The 18,812-nt window shown below is 70.3% G+C and carries 18 protein-coding genes and 1 pseudogene; 8 read left to right on the top strand and 11 right to left on the bottom strand.

All coding sequences use genetic code 11. The features are described 5' to 3' along the window. Nucleotides 1-19: 19 nt before the first annotated feature. The 6 genes and pseudogenes from ACH5AF_RS23545 to ACH5AF_RS23520 form a co-directional block, all read right to left on the bottom strand. Nucleotides 20-790 (bottom strand): pentapeptide repeat-containing protein, encoded by a 771-nt coding sequence (locus ACH5AF_RS23545; protein ID WP_398903894.1) that lies wholly within the window; start codon nt 788-790, stop codon nt 20-22. A 216-nt stretch (nt 791-1,006) separates the two neighbouring features. Further along, entirely contained in the window at nt 1,007-1,249 is a 243-nt protein-coding gene (locus ACH5AF_RS23540; protein WP_398904123.1) for a helix-turn-helix domain-containing protein, read from the bottom strand. A 120-nt stretch (nt 1,250-1,369) separates the two neighbouring features. Continuing rightward, nucleotides 1,370-2,449, bottom strand: a pseudogene (locus tag ACH5AF_RS23535) (IS630 family transposase). Between the two features lie 43 nt (nt 2,450-2,492). After that, nucleotides 2,493-3,368, bottom strand: a complete 876-nt coding sequence (locus ACH5AF_RS23530) for a hypothetical protein (protein ID WP_398903892.1) — start codon at nt 3,366-3,368, stop codon at nt 2,493-2,495. A 172-nt stretch (nt 3,369-3,540) separates the two neighbouring features. Beyond that, complete coding sequence (locus tag ACH5AF_RS23525) at nt 3,541-4,095, bottom strand: YbaK/EbsC family protein (RefSeq protein WP_398903891.1); 555 nt, start codon at nt 4,093-4,095, stop codon at nt 3,541-3,543. 93 nt (nt 4,096-4,188) lie between these two features. Then, the gene (locus tag ACH5AF_RS23520) at nt 4,189-4,761 is read right to left on the bottom strand and encodes a helix-turn-helix domain-containing protein (protein ID WP_398903889.1); all 573 of its coding nucleotides are present in this window, start codon (nt 4,759-4,761) and stop codon (nt 4,189-4,191) included. 92 nt (nt 4,762-4,853) lie between these two features. Here ACH5AF_RS23520 and ACH5AF_RS23515 point away from each other — a divergent pair, with 92 nt between their 5' ends. After that, nucleotides 4,854-5,720, top strand: a complete 867-nt coding sequence (locus ACH5AF_RS23515) for an EamA family transporter (protein ID WP_398903887.1) — start codon at nt 4,854-4,856, stop codon at nt 5,718-5,720. A 188-nt stretch (nt 5,721-5,908) separates the two neighbouring features. On the opposite strand, the gene ACH5AF_RS23510 is transcribed toward ACH5AF_RS23515, so the two are convergent. Beyond that, nucleotides 5,909-6,667, bottom strand: coding sequence for an acyltransferase (locus ACH5AF_RS23510; RefSeq protein WP_398903885.1), 759 nt, complete (start codon nt 6,665-6,667; stop codon nt 5,909-5,911). 475 nt (nt 6,668-7,142) lie between these two features. Here ACH5AF_RS23510 and ACH5AF_RS23505 point away from each other — a divergent pair, with 475 nt between their 5' ends. From ACH5AF_RS23505 to ACH5AF_RS23490, 4 genes are all read left to right on the top strand, one after another. Then, nucleotides 7,143-9,044: an ATP-binding protein gene (locus ACH5AF_RS23505; RefSeq protein ID WP_398903883.1), complete on the top strand. Its 1,902-nt coding sequence runs from the start codon at nt 7,143-7,145 to the stop codon at nt 9,042-9,044. Beyond that, nucleotides 9,041-9,406 carry a DUF742 domain-containing protein gene (locus ACH5AF_RS23500; RefSeq protein WP_398903881.1) on the top strand — a complete coding sequence of 122 codons (366 nt, stop codon included), beginning with the start codon at nt 9,041-9,043 and terminating at the stop codon, nt 9,404-9,406. The genes ACH5AF_RS23505 and ACH5AF_RS23500 overlap by 4 nt, the downstream gene beginning before the upstream one ends. Before the next feature lie 52 nt (nt 9,407-9,458). Then, complete coding sequence (locus ACH5AF_RS23495; RefSeq protein ID WP_398903879.1) at nt 9,459-10,742, top strand: cytochrome P450; 1,284 nt, start codon at nt 9,459-9,461, stop codon at nt 10,740-10,742. Nucleotides 10,743-10,896: 154 nt separating this feature from the next. Further along, on the top strand, nt 10,897-11,427 hold the full coding sequence (locus tag ACH5AF_RS23490) for a gamma carbonic anhydrase family protein (RefSeq protein WP_398903878.1): 531 nt from the start codon (nt 10,897-10,899) through the stop codon (nt 11,425-11,427). A 70-nt stretch (nt 11,428-11,497) separates the two neighbouring features. Here the strand turns inward: ACH5AF_RS23490 and ACH5AF_RS23485 are convergent, their stop codons facing one another. Then, a complete protein-coding gene (locus ACH5AF_RS23485; RefSeq protein ID WP_398903876.1) occupies nt 11,498-12,157 on the bottom strand; it encodes a DedA family protein in 660 nt (219 codons plus the stop codon). 87 nt (nt 12,158-12,244) lie between these two features. Continuing rightward, entirely contained in the window at nt 12,245-12,682 is a 438-nt protein-coding gene (locus tag ACH5AF_RS23480; protein WP_398904121.1) for a DUF4442 domain-containing protein, read from the bottom strand. A gap of 120 nt (nt 12,683-12,802) precedes the next feature. Between ACH5AF_RS23480 and ACH5AF_RS23475 the strand changes: the two genes are divergently transcribed. After that, a complete protein-coding gene (locus tag ACH5AF_RS23475; protein WP_398903874.1) occupies nt 12,803-13,813 on the top strand; it encodes a hypothetical protein in 1,011 nt (336 codons plus the stop codon). A gap of 130 nt (nt 13,814-13,943) precedes the next feature. Here the strand turns inward: ACH5AF_RS23475 and ACH5AF_RS23470 are convergent, their stop codons facing one another. Both ACH5AF_RS23470 and tuf read right to left on the bottom strand, forming a co-directional pair. Beyond that, nucleotides 13,944-14,789: a spermidine synthase gene (locus ACH5AF_RS23470; protein WP_398903873.1), complete on the bottom strand. Its 846-nt coding sequence runs from the start codon at nt 14,787-14,789 to the stop codon at nt 13,944-13,946. Nucleotides 14,790-14,851: 62 nt separating this feature from the next. Next, nucleotides 14,852-16,042 carry an elongation factor Tu gene (gene tuf, locus ACH5AF_RS23465; protein WP_398903870.1) on the bottom strand — a complete coding sequence of 397 codons (1,191 nt, stop codon included), beginning with the start codon at nt 16,040-16,042 and terminating at the stop codon, nt 14,852-14,854. A 370-nt stretch (nt 16,043-16,412) separates the two neighbouring features. On the opposite strand from tuf, the gene ACH5AF_RS23460 reads away from it, so the two are divergent. Continuing rightward, a complete protein-coding gene (locus ACH5AF_RS23460) occupies nt 16,413-17,117 on the top strand; it encodes a TVP38/TMEM64 family protein (protein ID WP_398903868.1) in 705 nt (234 codons plus the stop codon). A gap of 295 nt (nt 17,118-17,412) precedes the next feature. Continuing rightward, nucleotides 17,413-18,285: an undecaprenyl-diphosphate phosphatase gene (locus tag ACH5AF_RS23455; protein ID WP_398903866.1), complete on the top strand. Its 873-nt coding sequence runs from the start codon at nt 17,413-17,415 to the stop codon at nt 18,283-18,285. The last annotated feature ends 527 nt before the right edge of the window (nt 18,286-18,812 follow it).

Here is an 18,812-nt window from a genome sequence, read left to right as displayed (position 1 = left end):
GCCGGTTCGCCCATGGACTTCACCGAATTCGCTTTCCCTCCTTCCACATGGTGCACTGTTTCGGGTTCTCCCCCCCTTCGTACCTCTCGCCTCCGATAAATCCGTCATCACCCTCCTCCGCAACAGTCACCGTCTTTCCATCCCGGTAGCTGCTGTAGGCTTTCACCGCCACCACGCCCTCGACCTTGCGCACATCAACGTCTTCCGGCCAACACGTGTATGCATTCACCATTGCCCCGTTGAAGGAAGTTCCCGGGTGATTGATGATTGCGCCGGCCAGATTCGCGCTCTGCAGCATCGCCCCGTCGAGGGTGGCACCGGTGAGATCCGCTTCCTGGAGATTGGCACCTATGAGATTCGCACCGGTTAGGTTCGCGTTGCGGAAGTCTGCGCCGGTGAGGTCCGTATCTCGAAACTGGGCGCCTTTGAGCTTTTCGTTGTCCTTGAAGTCGGCGTCGCGAAGCTCTTTTCCACTGAAGTTGATGCCCTCGATATCACGTCCGTCAGGATCGAACCCCGGTATACTATCCGCAACTTCGACGTTGGACTTCCAGGTAGCATAGAGTTGCGCATTCTCTATGGACTGTTCCAGGAACAGCGCCGACAGCCCGACAGCAATCCCTGTGACCAGGCCGCCACCGATCCCGGCAAGAACCTCTATCTTGGGTTCGCGAGTCGTCTTCTCCTCATTTCTTGCCATCCGCCAGGCACTGAGGGCCAAGATGGATCCCGCGACGGCCAAAGTGGCAATGAGGGCAACGAGACCTATGAGCCATCCATGGTCGAACATGGCAGCCTCCCCGCAGAGGAAGGCAGATCGAGAGTGCCTTTCTTCCCTCTCTACACCCGGCGCTATGTGATCGCAAACTGGCACGTCACACCCACTCAAGGACCCTCGTCTGATGGCGGATTGCCATTCTCGCCGGGCGCCCACAACACCAGCGGGCGCGCCATCGCCGACGCCGGCCGCCACGCCATGCAAGCCGCGTGGTGTTGCGCCGCACCGTCAACAGCCCTGGCCTGTGGGCACGGCGTGGCGGGTGAGCACCAGTTCTGCCTTGCGCCGACCCGGCCGCGGCATGTCCGTCAGCCCCTCGAGCCGATGTGCAGCGAACCGCGAGCGCCACTTCCGCACCGTGTGCGCGGTCACGTTGAGATCCGCCGCCACGCGCGTATTCGGCGCCCCGGCCGCACACGACAGAATGATGCGGGCCCGCTCGGCAAGACGGGGCTCTACCGCCCCATCCACCCAGCGCGACAACTAGGCGAACTCCGCATCGGGCAGCCCGGCTTCGACAGCACGGGGTCCCGGCGACATGGCAACACGCTACAGACTTCAGCCCGCGGTTTCCGGCGCATGACACTAGTGTCATGCGTCGTCAATTCGTTGGCAGTATGCGGTGAGGGTTTCGAGGATCTCGTCGGCTGTCCTGGTCCACGAATGGCTTGGGGGCCTTGTTCCATTCGTTGGTCCAGCTTCGGATGTCGCGTTCCAGCTCGACCACGCTGCGGTGGGTGGAGCGGCGCAGTTTCCGGGTGGTGAGTTCGGCGAACCAGCGCTCGACGAGGTTGAGCCAGGAGGCGGAGGTGGGAGTGAAGTGCAGGTGAAAGCGGGGATGGCGCAGCAGCCACTTCTTGACCGGTTCGGTCTTGTGGGTGGCGTAGTTGTCCAGCACCAAGTGAAGGTCCAGGTCCTTGGGCACGGCCGTGTCGATGAGCTTGAGGAAGCGCAGGAACTCCTGGTGCCGGTGGCGGCGGTAGTGCTGGGCGATGACCGAGCCGGAGACGATGTCCAGGGCGCGAACAGACTGGTGGTTCCTGGCAGACGTAGTCGTGCGTCATCCTCGCGGGCACGGTGGGTGCCAGCGGCAGCATGGGCTGCGTGCGGTCCAGGGCCTGTATCTGCGACTTCTCGTCCACCGCCAGTACCAGGGCGTTCTCGGGCGGAGCGAGGTAGATGCCCACCACGTCACGCACCTTGTCCACGAACTGCGCGTCGGTGGACAGCTTCCAGGTCTGCACGATGTGGGGCTTGAGTCCGAGGGCCCGCCAGATTCGGGAGACGGCGGACTGCGACATGCCGGCAGCCTGAGCCATCGAGCGCGTCGACCAGTGTGTGTCCCCCTTCGGCGGCGCCTGATCGAGAGTCTTCGCGATCACCGCCTCGACCTGCTCATCGGTGATCTTTCGCGGCGCCCCCGAACGCGGCCTGGTCCACCAGCCCCTTCAGTCGGTGCGCGGCGAACTGCGCCCGCCACTTGCGCACCGTCTCCCGCGAGACGCCCAGCATCTGCGCGACGTGCGAGTTCGACGCGCCCTCCGCACACGCCAGCACGATCTTCGAGCGCAGCACCAGCGATGCAGACGCCGTCCGCCGCCGCGACCAGCCCCGCAACACCCGGCGCTCCTGATCGGACAACTCCAGCGGCAACGGCTTTGGACTCGGCATCCACCCACCCCATCAACCACCCAGACGCTTTCAACTCACAGCATCAGAACGCCTGCTGGTGGTCCTCCAGCATCACGTCGAGACGTTCACGGAAGGGAGGGCGGTCGAGATCGTCGTAAGCGCGGGCCCACAAGGGGTGGAGGTCCGGGAGGCGCAGTGCATCCTCGTGGTAGGCGGCGGTAAGTCCCAGAAGAGCGCTCGCCGGGTGGCCCGCGTCGAGCATCCGGGAGGCGTCGGCCAGGATGGTGTCTGTCTCCCCGGTGAACGAGGGGTACTCGTCGCCAAAGGCGTCGTTCGGTGCGAGAACGCCGATCCCGATGCCGGACGGGTCGGGTTCGTGGTGCCAGCCGGCCGGTGGCGCGAGATCGAGGGGGATCTCCACGTCCCCGCCGTCGGGGGTCACCCCATACTCCGGGGTGGGCCGGATGCCAAGTTCAGCCGACAGGCGTGCCACCTGGGTGCGGCGGCGCTCTCCTCCGCTGCGCAGGGCGAGAGATAGCAGAAATGTGAGGCCGTCCAGGGTGTTCCGGCCGATGACGCCCGGCTCCTTGTGGCCGAAGGAAGCAACGGGATGGTCGGTGCGCCCGAGTTCCGGCGCGGGGACCACCCATCCGACGCTGGTGCCGGTGCCAAGGTCCGCGAAGGGCAGGAGTTCCGGTACGGACATGAACGGTACGTGGTGTCGGCGGAACACTTCCCCCGCGTAGCAGTACTCCCACCCCTGAGGCGCGAGGGGTACCTCGCACAGGTCGAAGGGCAAGGCAAAGCTGGTCTGCACGCGGGGAGCGTCGTACAGGCCCTCCTCGTACAGGTCCGTCGTGAGGAACCCCTCCTCCCAGGCGATGTCGACCATTCTGGCGAGTGCGGGTGGGGTGGGGAACGGGAACAGGTCGTCGGTCCAGCGTGGTTGCGTCGTCATGGGCAGAGAGTGTCGCAGCCACGTGTGACAGCCGGAGAAGCGCACGGCTGAAGCTTCCTCGGAACGACAGGAACGACGCAGGAAGTGGCGCCGAATGCAGCACGACCGAACCGGACACACTCGCGTGAGAGACCCTCACTGTCTACTGCCAATGAATTAACGACTCAGGACACTAGACCCCGAGTCCCTCGATGACCACAGCGCCCGGCAGGCCGGCGAGCGCCTTGCCCGGCACGATCAGCTTGCCGCGCCTGCGGCCGCTGCCGATGAGGACCCACTCGGTGTCGACGACGCGGGAGTCCACGAGCAGCGGCCAGTCGGCGGGCAGCCCGATCGGGGTGATACCGCCGTACTCCATGCCACTCTCGCCGGTCGCCGTGTCCATGGACGCGAACGAGGCCTTGCGGGCGCCAAGTTGTCTGCGTACGGCTCCGTTCACGTCGACGCGCGTGCAGGAGAGAACGACGCATGCGGCGAGGCTCGTCCCGCCCGACCGCTTCCCGGCGACGATGACGCAGTTCGCCGACTCGTCCAGCAGTTGCCGGCCGTAGTGCTCGGCGAACACGGCGGTGTCGGCGATCTCGGGGTCGGTGTCGACGTAGATCAGCTGCTCGGCCGGGACGTCCCCGTGCCAGGCGCGCACGGCCTCGGCGACCGGTGCGGTGAGCTGGTCGAGGCAGTCGGGAGCGGGCCTGGCGTTGTCGAAGTCTCCGATGGGTGTACGCATACAACGCACGCTAACAGCACGGCGCGGGGCGGAGTCCGGGTGTCTTCAGGAGACGGGTGTCCGAGCCCCCGATGTCTCGGCGGACGCGGCGTCTCAGCGGACGGGCGGCACGGAGACGGCCATGGTCAGTTCGACGGTCTCGTCCCCTTCGTTGCGGTAGGCGTGCGGAACGTTCGCCTCGAAGGTGGCGGAGGTACCCGCGGGGACCGTGTGGGGCTTTCCGTCGACGACCAGGGTGAGTTCGCCGGCGGTGACGTGCAGGAGCTCGGTCGTCCCGTCGGGGTGCGGGTCGGAGACGCTCTCGTCGCCCGGCACCAGCCGCCAGGCCCACAGCTCCAGCGGGCCGCCGCGCTCGTTGCCGACCAGGAGGGTGGTGGAACTGCCCGCGGGGGTGGACCACATGCGCACGGCCTGCTCCGGCGGGACGAGCCGCACCTGCGGGCCCTGCCCGTAGTCGAGGAGCGTGGTGATGCTGACTCCGAGAGCGTCGGCGAGCTTCACCGTGGTGCCGATGCTCGGGTTGGTCCGCGCCTGCTCGATCTGGATGATCATTCCCCGGCTCACACCGGAGCGGGCGGCGAGTGCGTCCAGCGTGAATCCTCGCTCCCCCCGCCAGTGCTTGAGGTTGCGGGCGAGCGACTGGGTGAGCTGATCAAGATCAGACACGTTCCGTCCAATATATTCAATGGCAGAGTTCAATGGAATGCACTACCGTGTGGTGTACCCCATCGTTCACCGCACTGTACTGCGAGGCCGTCATGACCGCACTGTTCGCCCTGGCCACCAGCCTGCTGTGGGGGCTGGCCGACTTCGGCGGCGGACTGCTGACCCGACGTACGCCCGCTCTCACCGTGGTGGTCGCCTCGCAGTCGATCGCGGTCGTGGTGCTGGGCGCGATCGTGGTCGCCACCGGCGGTTTCGCCGAGGCCGGGCCCCAGTTGTGGTACGCGGCGGCGGCCGGCGTGGTCGGGCCGGTCGCGATGCTCTCGTTCTACAAGGCACTGGCCCTGGGGCCGATGGGCGTGGTCTCGCCCCTGGGTTCACTGGGCGTGGCCGTGCCCGTCGGAGTCGGGCTCGTGCTGGGCGAGCGGCCCGGGCTGCTGCAGTTCGCGGGCATCGGCGTGGCCGTCGCCGGAATTGTTCTCGCGGGCGGCCCGGAACTGCGGGGCGCACCTGTGCGGCGGCAGGCGATCCTGCTGACCCTGACAGCGGCGTTCGGCTTCGGCGCCGTGATGGCGCTGATCGCCGAGGCGTCCACCACGATCACCGGACTCTTCCTCGCCCTGTTCGTGCAGCGGGTCACCAATGTGGCGGTGGGCGGGGCGGCACTCGTCGTCTCGGTCAGGCGCGGCGGCCGGGCCCTGCCGGAGGACGGCGGCATGCGCGTCATCTGGGCGTCGCTGCCGGCGCTCGCGTTCGTGGGGCTGGCCGATGTGGCGGCCAACGGCACGTACTCGATCGCGGCGCAGACGGGTCCGGTCACCGTCGCGGCCGTCCTGGCGAACCTCTATCCGGTGGTGACCGTGCTCGCCGCCCTCGCCGTACTGAAGGAACGGCTGCGCGTGGTGCAGGCCGCGGGCGCGGGGCTGGCGCTCGTCGGCACGGTGCTTCTCGCCACCGGCTGAGCGCACGGCACTTCTCGTCACCAGCTCAGCGCACGGCACTGCTCGGCACCGGCTGACCACAGGGCACCTCCTGCCACGGCCGAGCTCGCGGCCCGCTCCGGCCACGAGCCGAGCGGACCGCAGGCCGACGAAACCCGGACGGCGGCGTTGCCGGTCCCACCACAGGCCGAGCAGGCCTCGGGGGCCGATCAGCCGTCCCCGAGCTCCGCGAGGTCGTCCTCCAGCTCCGCGAGCGCGAGCAGTTGCTCGGGGGTTACCCCTTCCGGGATCGGCACGGGGGCGGGGGTCCGCAGGGGCGGCTGCCAGCCGTCCACCGGATCGAAGCGGCGCACGACGCGTGCGGGCGCTCCCGCCACCACGGCGTGGTCGGGCACCTCTCCGCGTACGACCGCCCCCGCCGCGACCACCACGTTGCGGCCGAGGCGGGCGCCTGGCAGGATCACCGCCCCGGTGCCGAGCCAGCAGCCCGGACCTATGACGACGGGCTCCGTGCGCGGCCACTGCCTGCCGACCGGCTGCCCGGGGTCGTCGTAGCTGTGGTTGGTCGACGTGATGTAGACGTACGGCCCGCAGTACGTGTCCGAGCCGATGGTCACGCGTGTGTCGGCGATGACATGGCTGCCACGCCCCAGGACCACGCCGTCGCCCAGGGTCAGGACCGGATCGGGCCCGAGGTCCAGATCCGGCATCATGCCCGCCGTGAGCGTGACCTGCTCGGCGATGACGCAGTGGTCGCCGAGTTCGATCCAGCGCTCACCAAAGACGGTCCCCTGCGGGAAAGCCAGCCGGGTGCCGACGCCCAGCCGCCGGAAGCGCAGCCGACCCGGGTGCTGCGCCGTGACGGATCCGGCCTCCTGCACCCACTGCCAGCCGCGGTGGACAGCACGCGCGAGAACACGCCGACGCCAGGCGGTCAGCGATGAGAACGTGTTTCTGTTCTTCCCCACCCGCACACGGTAGTCGGCCGTCCGGCGCCCGATCCGCGGGAAGCGCTGTGACGTTCACCCCAACTGGGCGCTCCAGCGATGCGCCTCTGCCGGGTGCCGCTGCGGGGTGCCGCTGCCGCGCGCCGCAGCCGTGCGCCTCTGCTGGGCCGCCTCTGCGGGGCGCCTCCACCGCCACTCGTACCACGACGACCCGCCACCGCACGGGACTTCGGGAACAACTCCACCGATCTGTGGACACTGCGCGCGCTTCGGACCGCATCTCCTGCCCCGTGGCTAGCATGAGCACCGCATGCGCACGGAGGATCACTCCTAGTGATCGGTAACCCGGCCCGGTGACCGACATGCGGGCGGCCGCCGCACACACGCCGAACGGCCGGCCCCGTTCTCCTGTACCTCCCGCAGTCGAACAACGAGGGATCGCGGAATGTCAGTGCCAGTCGCTCCCAAACCCCACAGGACCCGTATGCCACGGCCCATGCCTGTCGCCGTGCCCATGTCCTCGCTCGTGGTGGCCGCCGCGGTCGGCGGCGCGGTGGGCGCTGCGGCGCCGGACACGGCCGGGTCCTACGTGGTGACCACCGTCGCCGTCGCCTGGGTGTGCCTCGCGATCGCCGTCGCCGGCGCGACGGTCGCCCTGCACCGGCAGGAGGAAGCGACCGCCTCGACCCGGCGCGAACTGCGCATTCTGCAGAACCGATTCGCCCAGTGCGCCGCCGAGTTGGCCCATCTCGTCGATGTCACGATGCCCTCGGTCGTCAAGCGGCTGCGGGACGGCGCGAACACCGACGACGCGCTCACGAGCACTCCGCCGCCGAACGACCCCCGACTGCGGCGCGTCCTGAATATCTTCGCCACGGAAGTCGGTGGCGCCGAGCACCGTGTGCGGTCCGCCGCCGCCAACGCCGCCTGTGCGATGCGGCAGTTGACCCTGGCAGCCGACGGCATCGACAGGCTCACCACCGTGACGCTGCCGACGGCGGTCGCCCGGCTGCGCGGCGGCGCCTCGGCCGAGACGGTGCTCGGCGAACTCGAACTGCCCGCCGACACCCGGCTGCGGGCACTCACCGACACGGCCGTGCGAGAGCTCGCGACAAGCGAACGCCGCGCGGCTGCCGCGCAGGCCGCCGGCGCCGAGGCGCTCAGCCGTGTCCAGGCGCAGACCGTGTCGATCCTCGCCGACCTGCGCGATATGCAGGACCGGCACGGCGAGGAGGTCTTCGGCGATCTGCTCGGGCTCGACCACAAGACGTCGCAACTGGGCTTCATGACAGACCGTCTCGCCCTGTTGACGGGCGGCCGGGCAAGCCGGTCGTGGAACAGGCCGATCCCGCTCGAAAGCGTTCTGCGCGGCGCGGTCGGCCGGATCGCCGCCTATCGGCGGGTACGGATGCATTCAGCACCCGCCGCGGCGATCGCGGGCTTCGCCGCGGAAGGCGTGATGCATCTGCTGGCCGAACTGATGGACAACGCGGCCAACTTCTCGCCGCCCGTCGACGAGGTCCACGTCTATGTCGAGGAGCGCGCGGCGGGGCTCGTGGTCACCATCGAGGACAGCGGTCCGAAGATGGGCCCCGCGGCGATGCGGCGCGCGGAGGAGGCCGTGTCCGGCCATGTCACCGACCTCGCCGCGGTGCAGGGTACCCGGCTGGGGCTGGCCGTGGTGGGGCGACTGGCGGTCGCGTACGGGATGAGCGTGAGCTTCCGGCCGTCCTCCCTGGGCGGTACGGGAGTGGTCGTGCTGGTCCCGCCCCACCTCTTGGCGCGGCCGGCCGACAGCGACACGGAGCAGGCGGGACACCGGGCCGCGGCCCCGCAGGAGCCGACGGCGCCGACCTCGTCGGCGTCCGGGACGGTGTCGGGAGCACCGCAGGACAGGGGCTTCGTGCCCGCACAGGACACCCGCCGGACGACGACCGCGGGCGGCCTCCCCGTACGCCCGCCGGGGCGCACCATGGCGGCGCACCGGGGTCCCGCGGACCTGAGCCCCGCCCAGGACGCGGGCGCCCGCTTCGACGCCTTCCACCGCACCGGCAGGCCCGCGCGGAAGATGTCGGACACGCCCACCGCCGACCCCGAACCGGGCACCACGGGCCGACCCGATGCCCTCGACGGCCACGCATCGCCCGGCACCACCCAATGGCCCGATACGCCCGCCGCCGACCACGCGCAGCCCCTCGCCGCCGAAGGCCCCGACGCGCTCGAGGGCCACATCGCGGGCCCCGCCACCGCCCGAGATACGCACCGCTCCGAAGCGCCCGGGATTCCCGCCGAGGAGGCGGGGGGACACCGCGACCCGCACGCTCCCCCCGCCGGGTCCGGCGGCAACGCCCAGCCGGCCGAGCCCCGGTTGCCCGCCGCAGGGAACTCCCCGTCATGACCCGCCGCCCCGTCGACCTGGGCACCCCGGAGCGGCTCTACACCGTCACCGCCGGCCGCAGCCGTGCCGTGGACGAGGGGTTCGACCTCGTCACGCCGGTCGTCAGCGCGTGTGAGCCGTCGCCGGGTATGCAGAAGGAGCACATCCGGATCCTCACGCTGTGCCGGAGCCCCATGGACCTTGCGGAGATCTCCGCGGACATGGGGCTGCCGGTGACGGTCGTGCGCATCCTGCTCGGGGATCTGCTCGCCGCCGGCCGCGTCACCGCGCGCCGTCCGCACACGGAGACGGCCCGTGCGGACTGCTCCCCGCCCGGCTCCGAGCTCTTGGAAGAGGTGCTCCATGGACTCCGCAACCTCTGAACTGCCCACCCGTACGCGCCCGAACGAACCGGCCACGGCCCGGGAGAGGGCTGTGAACGACCCCGTCGGAACCGCACCGTGCCCGCCGCCCACGGCCGTATGCCCGGTCCACGAGGGGGCGGTCCGCCTCGGCGGGCCGGAGTTCCGGCGGACGCCGGCGGAGCTGTACCGCTCACTGCGCCGCCGCCACGGTCCGGTCGCGCCCGTCCTGCTGGACGGGGACGTGCCGGCCTGGCTCGTCCTCGGATACGCCGAGGTGGCCCATGTCGCCGCGCACGACGAGCTGTTCGGCCGCGACTCCCGGCGCTGGAACCAGTGGTCGGCTGTCCCCGCCGACTGGCCGCTGCTGTCGTTCGTCGGCCATCAGCCCTCGGAGGTGTTCACCGAGGGAACGGAGCACCAGGTGCGCGGGGAGGTTGTCATCGCGGCGCTGGAGGCCGTGGACCAGTTCGAACTCGCCCACTGGTGCCGCCGCATCGCCGAGGGGCTGATCAACTCCTTTGCGGGCAGCGGGCAGGCGGAGCTGATGTCGGCGTACACGCACCCGCTGCCGATGCGCGCGGCGGTGCAGCTGTGTGGCATGACCGAGGGCGGTGCGGTGGCCGGGGAACTGGTGCGGGACCTGCGGATCTCGCTGGACGCGGCCGGGGACGACGATCCGGCGGCCGCGTACGCACGAGTCCAGGAGCGGATCCGGCGGCTGGTCGAGGACAAGCGCAGGCGGCCGGGGCCCGATGTCACCTCGCGCATGCTGACCCATCCGGCCGGGCTCACCGACGAGGAGGCCGTCCAGGATCTGATCACCGTCATCGCCGCGGCCCAGCAGCTCACCGCGGACTGGATCGGCAACACCCTGCGTCTGCTGCTGACCGACGACGCGTTCGCGCTGAACGTCTCGGGCGGACGCCTCAGCGTCGGTCAGGCCCTCAACGAAGTGCTGTGGCTGGACACCCCGGTGCAGACCGTCAGCGGGCGCCGTGCTCTGCGCGACACCACCCTCGGCGGCCGGAGAATCCGCGCAGGCGACTGTGTGGTGCTGGGCCTGGCGGCGGCCAACACGGACCCGCGGATCTGGCCGGAGGGCCATGACGGCCGTGACGGCTCCGCCCGGGCGGAGAACGCCGCGCATCTGTCGTTCGGCAACGGCGAGCACCGCTGTCCCTACCCGGCGCCCCTCCTCGCCGAGGTGATCGCCCGTACGGCGGTCGAGACACTGCTGGAACGGCTGCCGGACGTGGTGCTCGCCGTCGAGCCGGAGGAGCTGACGTGGTGGCCGTCGGTGTGGATGCGCGGGCTCACCTCGCTGCCGGTGCGGTTCACGCCCGTCGTGCGGTAGCAAGGCGGTAGCAAGCAGGACCGCCGCGACCGCCGGGGGCGGCGGCAACCGGCCGCGTCGGTGCGCCCCCTGGGCGTCCGGCCCGGCGGCGGGTCGCCTACGGTGCAGGCAGGCGCGGCAGCAGGCGTGGGAACGAGCACCGAGGAGAGACGGCATGGCGGAGCGGGCACTGGTCGCGGGTGTGGGTGGCAAGGAGCCGAAGGTCGACCCGGACGCGTTCACCGCGCCCACGTCGGTCGTGATGGGAGACGTGACGCTGGCCGCCGGTGCGAGCGTCTGGTACCAGAGCGTGCTGCGCGGTGACGGCGGGCCGATCGTGATCGGCGCCGGCAGCAACATTCAGGACAACTGCACCGTCCACGTCGACCCCGGATTCCCGGTGACCGTGGGCGAGCGGGTCTCGGTCGGCCACAACGCGGTGCTGCACGGCTGCACGGTGGAGGACGACGTCCTGGTCGGCATGGGCGCGACCGTTCTGAACGGCGCGCACATCGGGGCGGGATCCCTGATCGCGGCTCAGGCGCTGGTCCCGCAGGGCATGCGGGTGCCGCCGGGTTCCCTGGTCGCGGGCGTCCCGGCGAAGGTACGCCGGGAGCTCACGGACGAGGAGCGCGAGGGGATCAAGCTGAACGCGGCGGTGTACACGGACCTGGCGAAGGAGCACCGCACGGCGCACGAGGGGTGACGCCCCCGGCCGCGGGCCGGCGTCCGCCGCACCCCGCGGCTCGGGGCCCGCGGCCCAGGGCAGCGCGTCGTCAGTCGGCGGCTGTCACGCCCACGGGCTCCGGCTCCCGGGCGGCAGGGGCCTCGGCCGCCGCCTTCTTGGCGCGGTTCTTCAGTACGAGCATCGAGGTGATGCCGATCAGCACGGCGAGGACCAGCCCCAGCCAGGAGAACCGCTTGAGCCACGCCTCGGCCACGACACCGACCGAGTAGATGACGGCCGTGGTGCCGCCGGCCCAGAGGATCCCGCCGAAGACGTTGGCGATCAGGAATTTCCAGTACGGCATACGCAGCACACCGGCCAGCGGTCCGGCGAAGATCCGCAGCAGGGCGACGAAGCGGCCGAAGAAGACGGCCCACATGCCCCACTTCTCGAACGAGCGCTCCGCCATGGCGATCTGCGCGTCGCCGAAATGCTTGGGGAATCTTCCGCCGAGCCAGGCCAGCAGCGGTCGGCCGCCCTTGCGTCCGATCGCGTATCCGATGGAGTCCCCGATGATCGCGCCGGCGGTCGCGCAGGCGCCGAGGACGTACGGGTCGATCTCGCCGTGCTGGGAGGCGAGCAGCGCGGAGCTGACGAGGACGATCTCACCCGGCAGCGGAATACCGAGGCTTTCGAGGCCGATGACGACACCCACCAGGAGGTAGATGCTGACCGGGGGGATGGTCTCGAGCCACTCCTGGACGTGCAACGCCGGTTCCTTCCGTACGCACCGGGCCCCTGCCCGGCGTGCACCCCCGTCGGCGCACGCCGGGCAGCCTACCCGGTGCGACCGGCGTCAGCTGTTGGGACGCAGGGTCCACACGATGGTCATTTCGCCGGTGACGGCGCCGTCCTCGCGCTGGATGCTGATGTCCACGGGGAATTCGGGGCGCTGCCCGGCGTCGAGTTCCTTGAGGACGTCCGCGATCGGGCGGGCGAGCGTGGCGGTGGCCGTGACGGCGCCCATGGCGAGCTTCTTGTACCCGATCTCCGCCTTGACAGCGAGGGGCACGGCGCGGCCGAGCTGGTCGCCGAACGCGGCGATGACGATCGCACCGCTCGCGGACTCGGCGAGTGTGAACATGGCACCGGCGTGCGGGCCGCCGACGTGGTTGTGGAAGTCGGCCTGGTCCGGCATGCGGAGGACCGCCCGCTCCGCGGTGGTCTCGAGGAACTCGAGGTTGAGTGTCCGGACCATGGGAACGGTGGCGGCGAGCATCTCGCCGATGGACATCTGATCTGCGCTCATGGGCCGGATGTTACCCGCGAGTAGCATGGTTTGGCCATCCCCGCGAAGAGGCGGCGCGGGGGCGGGCGTGGAAGTGCGGTCGGGGCACCTCTATGGTTACTCGCCATGTGGCCAGGACAGCAGCCGCCCGGGGGCGAGCAGAACCCGCAGGACCAGAACCCGTACCAGCAGCCGGGATACCAGCAGCCGAACCCGTACCAGCAGCCGGGATACCAGCAGCCGAACCCGTACCAGCAGCCGACCGCGCCGCAGTACGCCGTGCCCGGTCAGATGCCCGGCGCGCCCATGCCGCCGCAGGACGACAGGAAGAAGACGACGATCGTCGCGATCGTCGCGGCGACCGCGGTGGTCGTGGCCGCCGCGGTCACCGGCTTCATCGTGCTCAAGGACGACGACCAGGGCACCTCCGACAAGGGCGCCGGCACCAAGGCGTCGCAGAAGCCCGGTACCGACCCCTCGACGGATCCGGCGCCGTCGCCCTCGGTGGACAACCCGCGCGACGGCAGCGACGTGAAGCCCACCATCGCGGGCTGGAAGGTCGTCACCAACCCCAAGCACGGCACCATGTTCGACGTCCCGGCCGACTGGGAGGTGGCGGGCTCGGGCGTGGCGCACGGCTTCGAGGACGAGAAGAAGGGCGACGGCTCGGCCGTCGTCATGATGTCCGCGCCGGCGCACTTCAAGAGCAAGTGGTGCGAGCTCGACGTCGACAAGGACGGCCGCATGGAGGACTGGGGCCTGAGCAGCGCCGGAACCAAGGGCGGCAAGGGCGCCAAGAGCACCGCCGAGGCGGCCTACAACGAGGCCGGCAACTGGGTGTGGGCGGGTTACGCGCAGACCGAGCCCAAGGGCACGGTCAAGATCACCAAGGCCAGGGACTACACGACGAAGTCGGGCCTGAAGGGCAGCGTCGCCTTGGCCACGGCCAAGGGCGTGAAGAAGGAGAACAAGTGCGAGACCGACGGCAAGTCGATCGCGTTCTCCTTCAAGGACCCCGCGGGTGACTTCAAGAGCTGGGTGCTGTACGCGAACACCGGGATCGCGGACGAGGTCGACGACGCGACCATCCAGAAGATCCTCAGCACGGTACGTCTCGCCGACGCCCCGGCATCCTGAGCAGCATGTGAGGCTGCGGTCCGCGGACCGCGGCCTCACATCCCTCGGGCTACGGCGCGGCGACCGCGGTTGTCGGGGCGTGCGGAGACCCGGGCCCGCACCTTGCGAGGCGGCGGGTCCTCGCGCTCCCTCAGCCCACGCTGAACGCTCCGGCCGGGGGCTCCGGAGAAGCCACCGCGTCCTTGTCCTCGACCGGCGCGGCATCGCCCATCAGGCGCGCGAGCGCCGCGCCGTCGGTCACCCGGGCCGGGAAGGCGTCCGCCGCCACGAGGCGGGTCAGGGACGCCACGTCGATCGGGCTCTGCGAGGCGAGCAGCAGCGTGTTGCCGAAACGGCGCCCTCGCAGCACCGAAGGCTCCGCGATCAGAGCCAGTTCGCCGAAGACCGCGGCGAAATTGGCGAGTTGCGAGCGCAGGAAGGTGAACGGCGCGCCGTCGGCCAGGTTGGCCGCGTAGATGCCGGTCGGTCTCAGCACACGTTCCGCGGCGCGCGCGTAGGACAAGGACGTGAGATGAGCGGGAACGCGCGAGCCGCCGAAGACATCCGCGATCACGATGTCCGCCGAGTCCGCCGGCGCGGACTCCACCCAGGCACGCGCGTCCGCCGCATGGACGGTGACGTCCGCGTCCCCGGGCAGCGGAAGCCACTCGGCGACGAGCGCCAGCAGGCCGCGGTCCGCCTCGACGACGTCCTGGCGGGAGCCGGGACGCGTGGCTGCGACATAGCGCGGCAGGGTCAGCGCGCCGCCGCCGAGGTGCACCGCGTCCAGCGGCGCGTCCTGCCGGCCCGCGAGGTCGATGACATGCGCCAGCCTGCGGGCGTACTCGAATTCGAGATGTGCCGGGTCGTCGAGATCGACGTACGACTGGGGTGCGCCGTCGACGGTCAACAGCCAGGCCCGGGCTCGATCGACGTCGGGCATGAGCTTGGCGGTGCCGCCGTCGACGTCGCGCAGGACGGGGAGCTGCTCGTTCACCGCTCCATTGTGCCGGGCGCCGCCGGGGCGGCCCTCACCTGGAGGGCCGCCCCGGCGGGCGGTCACAGGACCGCGGTCACCGTCCCGGCGCCGACTGTGCGCCCGCCCTCGCGGATCGCGAAGCCGAGGCCCGGCTCCAGCGGCACGTCCCGTCCCAGTTCGACGGTCATGGTGACCGTGTCGCCGGGGCGGGCGACGCCGCTCTCCCCGAGGTCGACGCTGCCGACGACGTCCCCGGTGCGGATGTGGAACTGCGGGCGGTAGCCCGTGGCCACCGGCGTGCTGCGGCCGCCCTCGCGTGCCGACAGGATGTGGACCCGCGCCGTGAAGCGGCGGCTCGGCGCGACGCTGCCGGGCGCCGCGACCACATGCCCGCGGCGGACCGCGTCGCGCGGCACTCCGCGCAGCAGCATCGCGACGTTGTCGCCGGCCTCGGCGGACTCCATCGGCCTGCCGAAGGTCTCCAGGCCCGTGACGACCGTGTCGCCCTCCTTCCATGACGCAGTCGCGCCGAGGACATGTACCCGGTCCCCGAGCCGCACGGTGCCGCGCTCGACAGCTCCCGTGACGACCGTGCCCCGCCCGGTGATGGTGAGGACGTTCTCCACCGGCATCAGGAACGGCGCGTCCGTGTACCTCACGGGCATCGGCACATACGTGTCGACCGCGTCGAGGAGCGCCTCGACGGCCGCCGTCCACCGCGCGTCGCCCTGAAGCGCCCGCAGCCCCGACACCCGGACGACGGGCGCCGCGTCACCGCCGTAGCCGTGCGCGGTGAGCAGGTCGCGGACTTCCAGCTCCACGAGGTCGGTCAGCTCCTCGTCGCCCGCGTCCGCCTTGTTGAGAGCGACGACGATGTGGTCCACGCCCACCTGGCGGGCGAGCAGGACGTGCTCGGCGGTCTGCGGCATGACACCGTCCAGGGCCGACACGACGAGGATCGCGCCGTCGAGCTGGGCCGCCCCGGTGACCATGTTCTTGATGTAGTCGGCGTGGCCGGGCATGTCGACGTGGGCGTAGTGCCGGGTGTCCGTCTCGTACTCGACGTGCGCGATGTTGATCGTGATGCCGCGCTCGGCCTCCTCCGGTGCCCGGTCGATCCGGTCGAAGGAGACGTACGAGGTGCCGCTGCCGGAGCGCTCGCTGAGCACCTTGGTGATGGCGGCGGTCAGCGTGGTCTTGCCGTGGTCGACGTGGCCCATGGTCCCGATGTTGAGGTGCGGCTTGGTGCGCACGTATGCCGTCTTGGGCATGACTGGGTTCGTTCCTTCCCGGAACTCGAAACGTGATCAGGACCCCCTGGACCTCGCCGACCCTCCCCCTGCGGGGTCCGCCGGACGATCCGGGAAGGGTCAGCTTCGGGCGCCGCCGGGAGCCGGGGCGACTGCGACAGCAGCGAGTGCGGCAGCCTTCGGCGCGTCCGCGACTGCGGACGGCGCTGCGGGGAAGGCGTACCGGAACATGCCGTCGATGATCGTGCACGGCATCTGCGGCGTCGACCGGTTTTCCGGGACGGCAGTTCGGCAGGTCACGGGCGTCGGAGCACACCACGCTTCCCGGCGGCCGCTGGGGATGTGGGCAGGGGCACGGCGTTCGGACACTTTCGTCGGTTAGTCTCCCCGGATGCTCGACCCCGTCCCCAGGCCGGCATCCGGCCTCACCGTCCGCTGCACCCGGGCCCTGCTCTCGCCCTGGTCGCGGCTGTCGCTGCTCACGGCCCTGCTCGCGTCGGCTGCGGTGACGGTGGTGCTCTGCGAACCGCAGCGGCTACTCTCCGCGGGCTGGCCACCCCACTTGAGCGGAGCGGCGGCGGTCGTGCTGTTCGGCATCGGGTACGGCGTGTGCACGGCGGCGTTCGTGCCCCGGCCGGTCCTCAATCTGGCGGCGGGCGCCCTGTTCGGTTCGCAGGCGGGGCTGCTCTCGGCGCTCGGCGGCACGGTGCTGGGCGCGGGCATCGCGTTCACGCTGGGCCGGCTGCTGGGCCAGGACGCGCTGCGCCCGCTGGTGCGGGGGCGCTGGCTGAAGGCGGCGGACGGACAGCTCAGCCGGCACGGTTTCCGCTCGATGCTGGCGATCCGCCTGTTCCCGGGTGTGCCGTTCGCCGCGGCCAACTACGGCGCCGCGATCTCGCGGATGGGCTATGTGCCGTTCCTGCTGGCCACGGGGCTGGGATCGATCCCCAACACCGCGGCCTACGTGGTGGCGGGCAGCCGGGCGGATTCGCCGACCTCGCCCGCGTTCCTGATCGCGATGGGGTTCATCGTGGTGACAGGGGTGGCGGCGGCGTGCGTCGCCTGGACCAAGCGGCACCGGCTGCGGGCCCGGTGACCACTGCCTCGGCCGCATGGGCGGGCCTGGGCGAAGTGCCGTCATTTCGGGGCGCTACGCTGCCTCACGATCGGCGCCGGCCCGATGGCGTACGCGCACCCGCGTGTCCGAACGGGCCGTCAGTCCCATGGGTGTCTGACAGACCGTCAGCCAAGTCAGCAAAGGGTCCGCATGACGACGAGGGAACACGCCTGCCCATGAGCCGCCGGTGTGTCGACCGGCAACCGATACCTCAGCGCCGGCCCGTGCGTTCGCCGGTCGGACCGTGATCATCTCTTGGGTGGCTTAGCTTTCAATGTCTTGGTTCGAATCAATCATCCTGGGACTCGTCCAGGGGCTGACGGAGTTCCTGCCGATCTCCTCCAGTGCGCATCTGCGGCTCACGGCCGCGTTCGCGGGCTGGCACGACCCGGGTGCCGCGTTCACGGCGATCACCCAGATCGGCACGGAGACCGCGGTGCTGATCTACTTCCGCAAGGACATCGCGAGGATCGTCTCGGCCTGGTTCCGTTCCCTCACCGACAAGACGATGCGCCGCGACCACGACGCCCAGATGGGCTGGCTCGTCATCGTTGGCTCGATCCCGATCGGCGTGCTCGGCGTGACCCTCAAGGACCAGATCGAGGGCCCCTTCCGTGATCTGCGGCTGATCGCGACGACGCTGATCGTCATGGGCATCGTGCTCGGCGTCGCCGACCGGCTGGCCGCCCGCGACGAGATCGGCGGCCGCCACCGGGCGATCAGGGAACGCAAGTCGCTGCAGGACCTGAGCGTCCGGGACGGTCTGATCTACGGTGTGTGCCAGGCGATGGCGCTGATCCCGGGCGTCTCGCGCTCCGGTGCGACGATCAGCGGGGGTCTGCTCATGGGCTACACCCGCGAGGCCGCGGCCCGGTACTCGTTCCTGCTGGCGATCCCCGCGGTGCTGGCGTCCGGCCTGTTCGAGCTGAAGGAGGCCGGTGAGGGACATGTCTCCTGGGGGCCGACGATCCTGGCGACGATCATCGCGTTCGGCGTTGGGTACGCGGTGATCGCCTGGTTCATGAAATTCATCACCACGAAGTCCTTCATGCCCTTCGTCTACTACCGCGTCGCCCTGGGCGTGCTCATCATCGTGCTGGTCAGCGTGGGTGCGCTGAGTCCCCATGCGGCGGAATCGGCCAGCTGACGGAGTGCGCACATGTAGCGCTACCTAGCATTTTCTAGCGTCTGACTGCATCACCACGCCATGATCATCTCCCACTCGTCTCCCACCTGGGAGGCGGGAAGCACCCCCCTAGGGTGTATGCGTCCGCAAAGCAAGGGTTGCCACAAACAGGGCCCGCACGGCTTGCCGTGCGGGCCCTGTTTGTGGCAACTTCAATTGGCCCCACTCCGGCACTGAAGGCGGCCCCGTCAGCGGGTGGTAGACAGTCGGGGTAGGGTCGTCAACCTCGCTCCGGCAAGTTGTTTTGGCCCCACCCCTAACGAGTGGGTTCCCTGGCCGTGGGGAGGGGCAGGAGCGACAGCGTGAAGCACATCGGATCCGGACTGGACGACGGGCCCCGACAGCCCGCCGGACCAGAGGATCTCGACCCGTGTTCGATCCGGGACCGACAGATTCTCCGATCTGCGGTGGACGACGAGGACCGGCATTGGCACGGCCGACGGAGAGCGGTTCGGACCCAACTGGGCCGAGGCAGCCGCCCAGTATGG

Origin of the sequence: Streptomyces sp. NPDC018833, assembly GCF_044390825.1 — a bacterium.
Classification (GTDB): Bacteria; Actinomycetota; Actinomycetes; order Streptomycetales; family Streptomycetaceae; genus Streptomyces.
The sequence above is the reverse complement of the archived record's forward strand: the minus strand, read 5'-3'. Positions and strand labels throughout refer to the sequence as shown.

What these genes read in the sequence shown, in the direction of transcription:
- tuf (WP_398903870.1), bottom strand. Translation starts at nt 16,042, where the DNA reads ATGCCCAAGACGGCATACGTGCGCACCAAGCCGCACCTCAACATCGGG.
- ACH5AF_RS23515 (WP_398903887.1), top strand. Translation starts at nt 4,854, where the DNA reads ATGACCGCACTGTTCGCCCTGGCCACCAGCCTGCTGTGGGGGCTGGCC.
- ACH5AF_RS23525 (WP_398903891.1), bottom strand. Translation starts at nt 4,095, where the DNA reads ATGCGTACACCCATCGGAGACTTCGACAACGCCAGGCCCGCTCCCGAC.
- ACH5AF_RS23500 (WP_398903881.1), top strand. Translation starts at nt 9,041, where the DNA reads ATGACCCGCCGCCCCGTCGACCTGGGCACCCCGGAGCGGCTCTACACC.
- ACH5AF_RS23530 (WP_398903892.1), bottom strand. Translation starts at nt 3,368, where the DNA reads ATGACGACGCAACCACGCTGGACCGACGACCTGTTCCCGTTCCCCACC.
- ACH5AF_RS23490 (WP_398903878.1), top strand. Translation starts at nt 10,897, where the DNA reads ATGGCGGAGCGGGCACTGGTCGCGGGTGTGGGTGGCAAGGAGCCGAAG.
- ACH5AF_RS23460 (WP_398903868.1), top strand. Translation starts at nt 16,413, where the DNA reads ATGCTCGACCCCGTCCCCAGGCCGGCATCCGGCCTCACCGTCCGCTGC.
- ACH5AF_RS23455 (WP_398903866.1), top strand. Translation starts at nt 17,413, where the DNA reads ATGTCTTGGTTCGAATCAATCATCCTGGGACTCGTCCAGGGGCTGACG.
- ACH5AF_RS23475 (WP_398903874.1), top strand. Translation starts at nt 12,803, where the DNA reads ATGTGGCCAGGACAGCAGCCGCCCGGGGGCGAGCAGAACCCGCAGGAC.
- ACH5AF_RS23505 (WP_398903883.1), top strand. Translation starts at nt 7,143, where the DNA reads ATGCCTGTCGCCGTGCCCATGTCCTCGCTCGTGGTGGCCGCCGCGGTC.
- ACH5AF_RS23545 (WP_398903894.1), bottom strand. Translation starts at nt 790, where the DNA reads ATGTTCGACCATGGATGGCTCATAGGTCTCGTTGCCCTCATTGCCACT.
- ACH5AF_RS23480 (WP_398904121.1), bottom strand. Translation starts at nt 12,682, where the DNA reads ATGTCCATCGGCGAGATGCTCGCCGCCACCGTTCCCATGGTCCGGACA.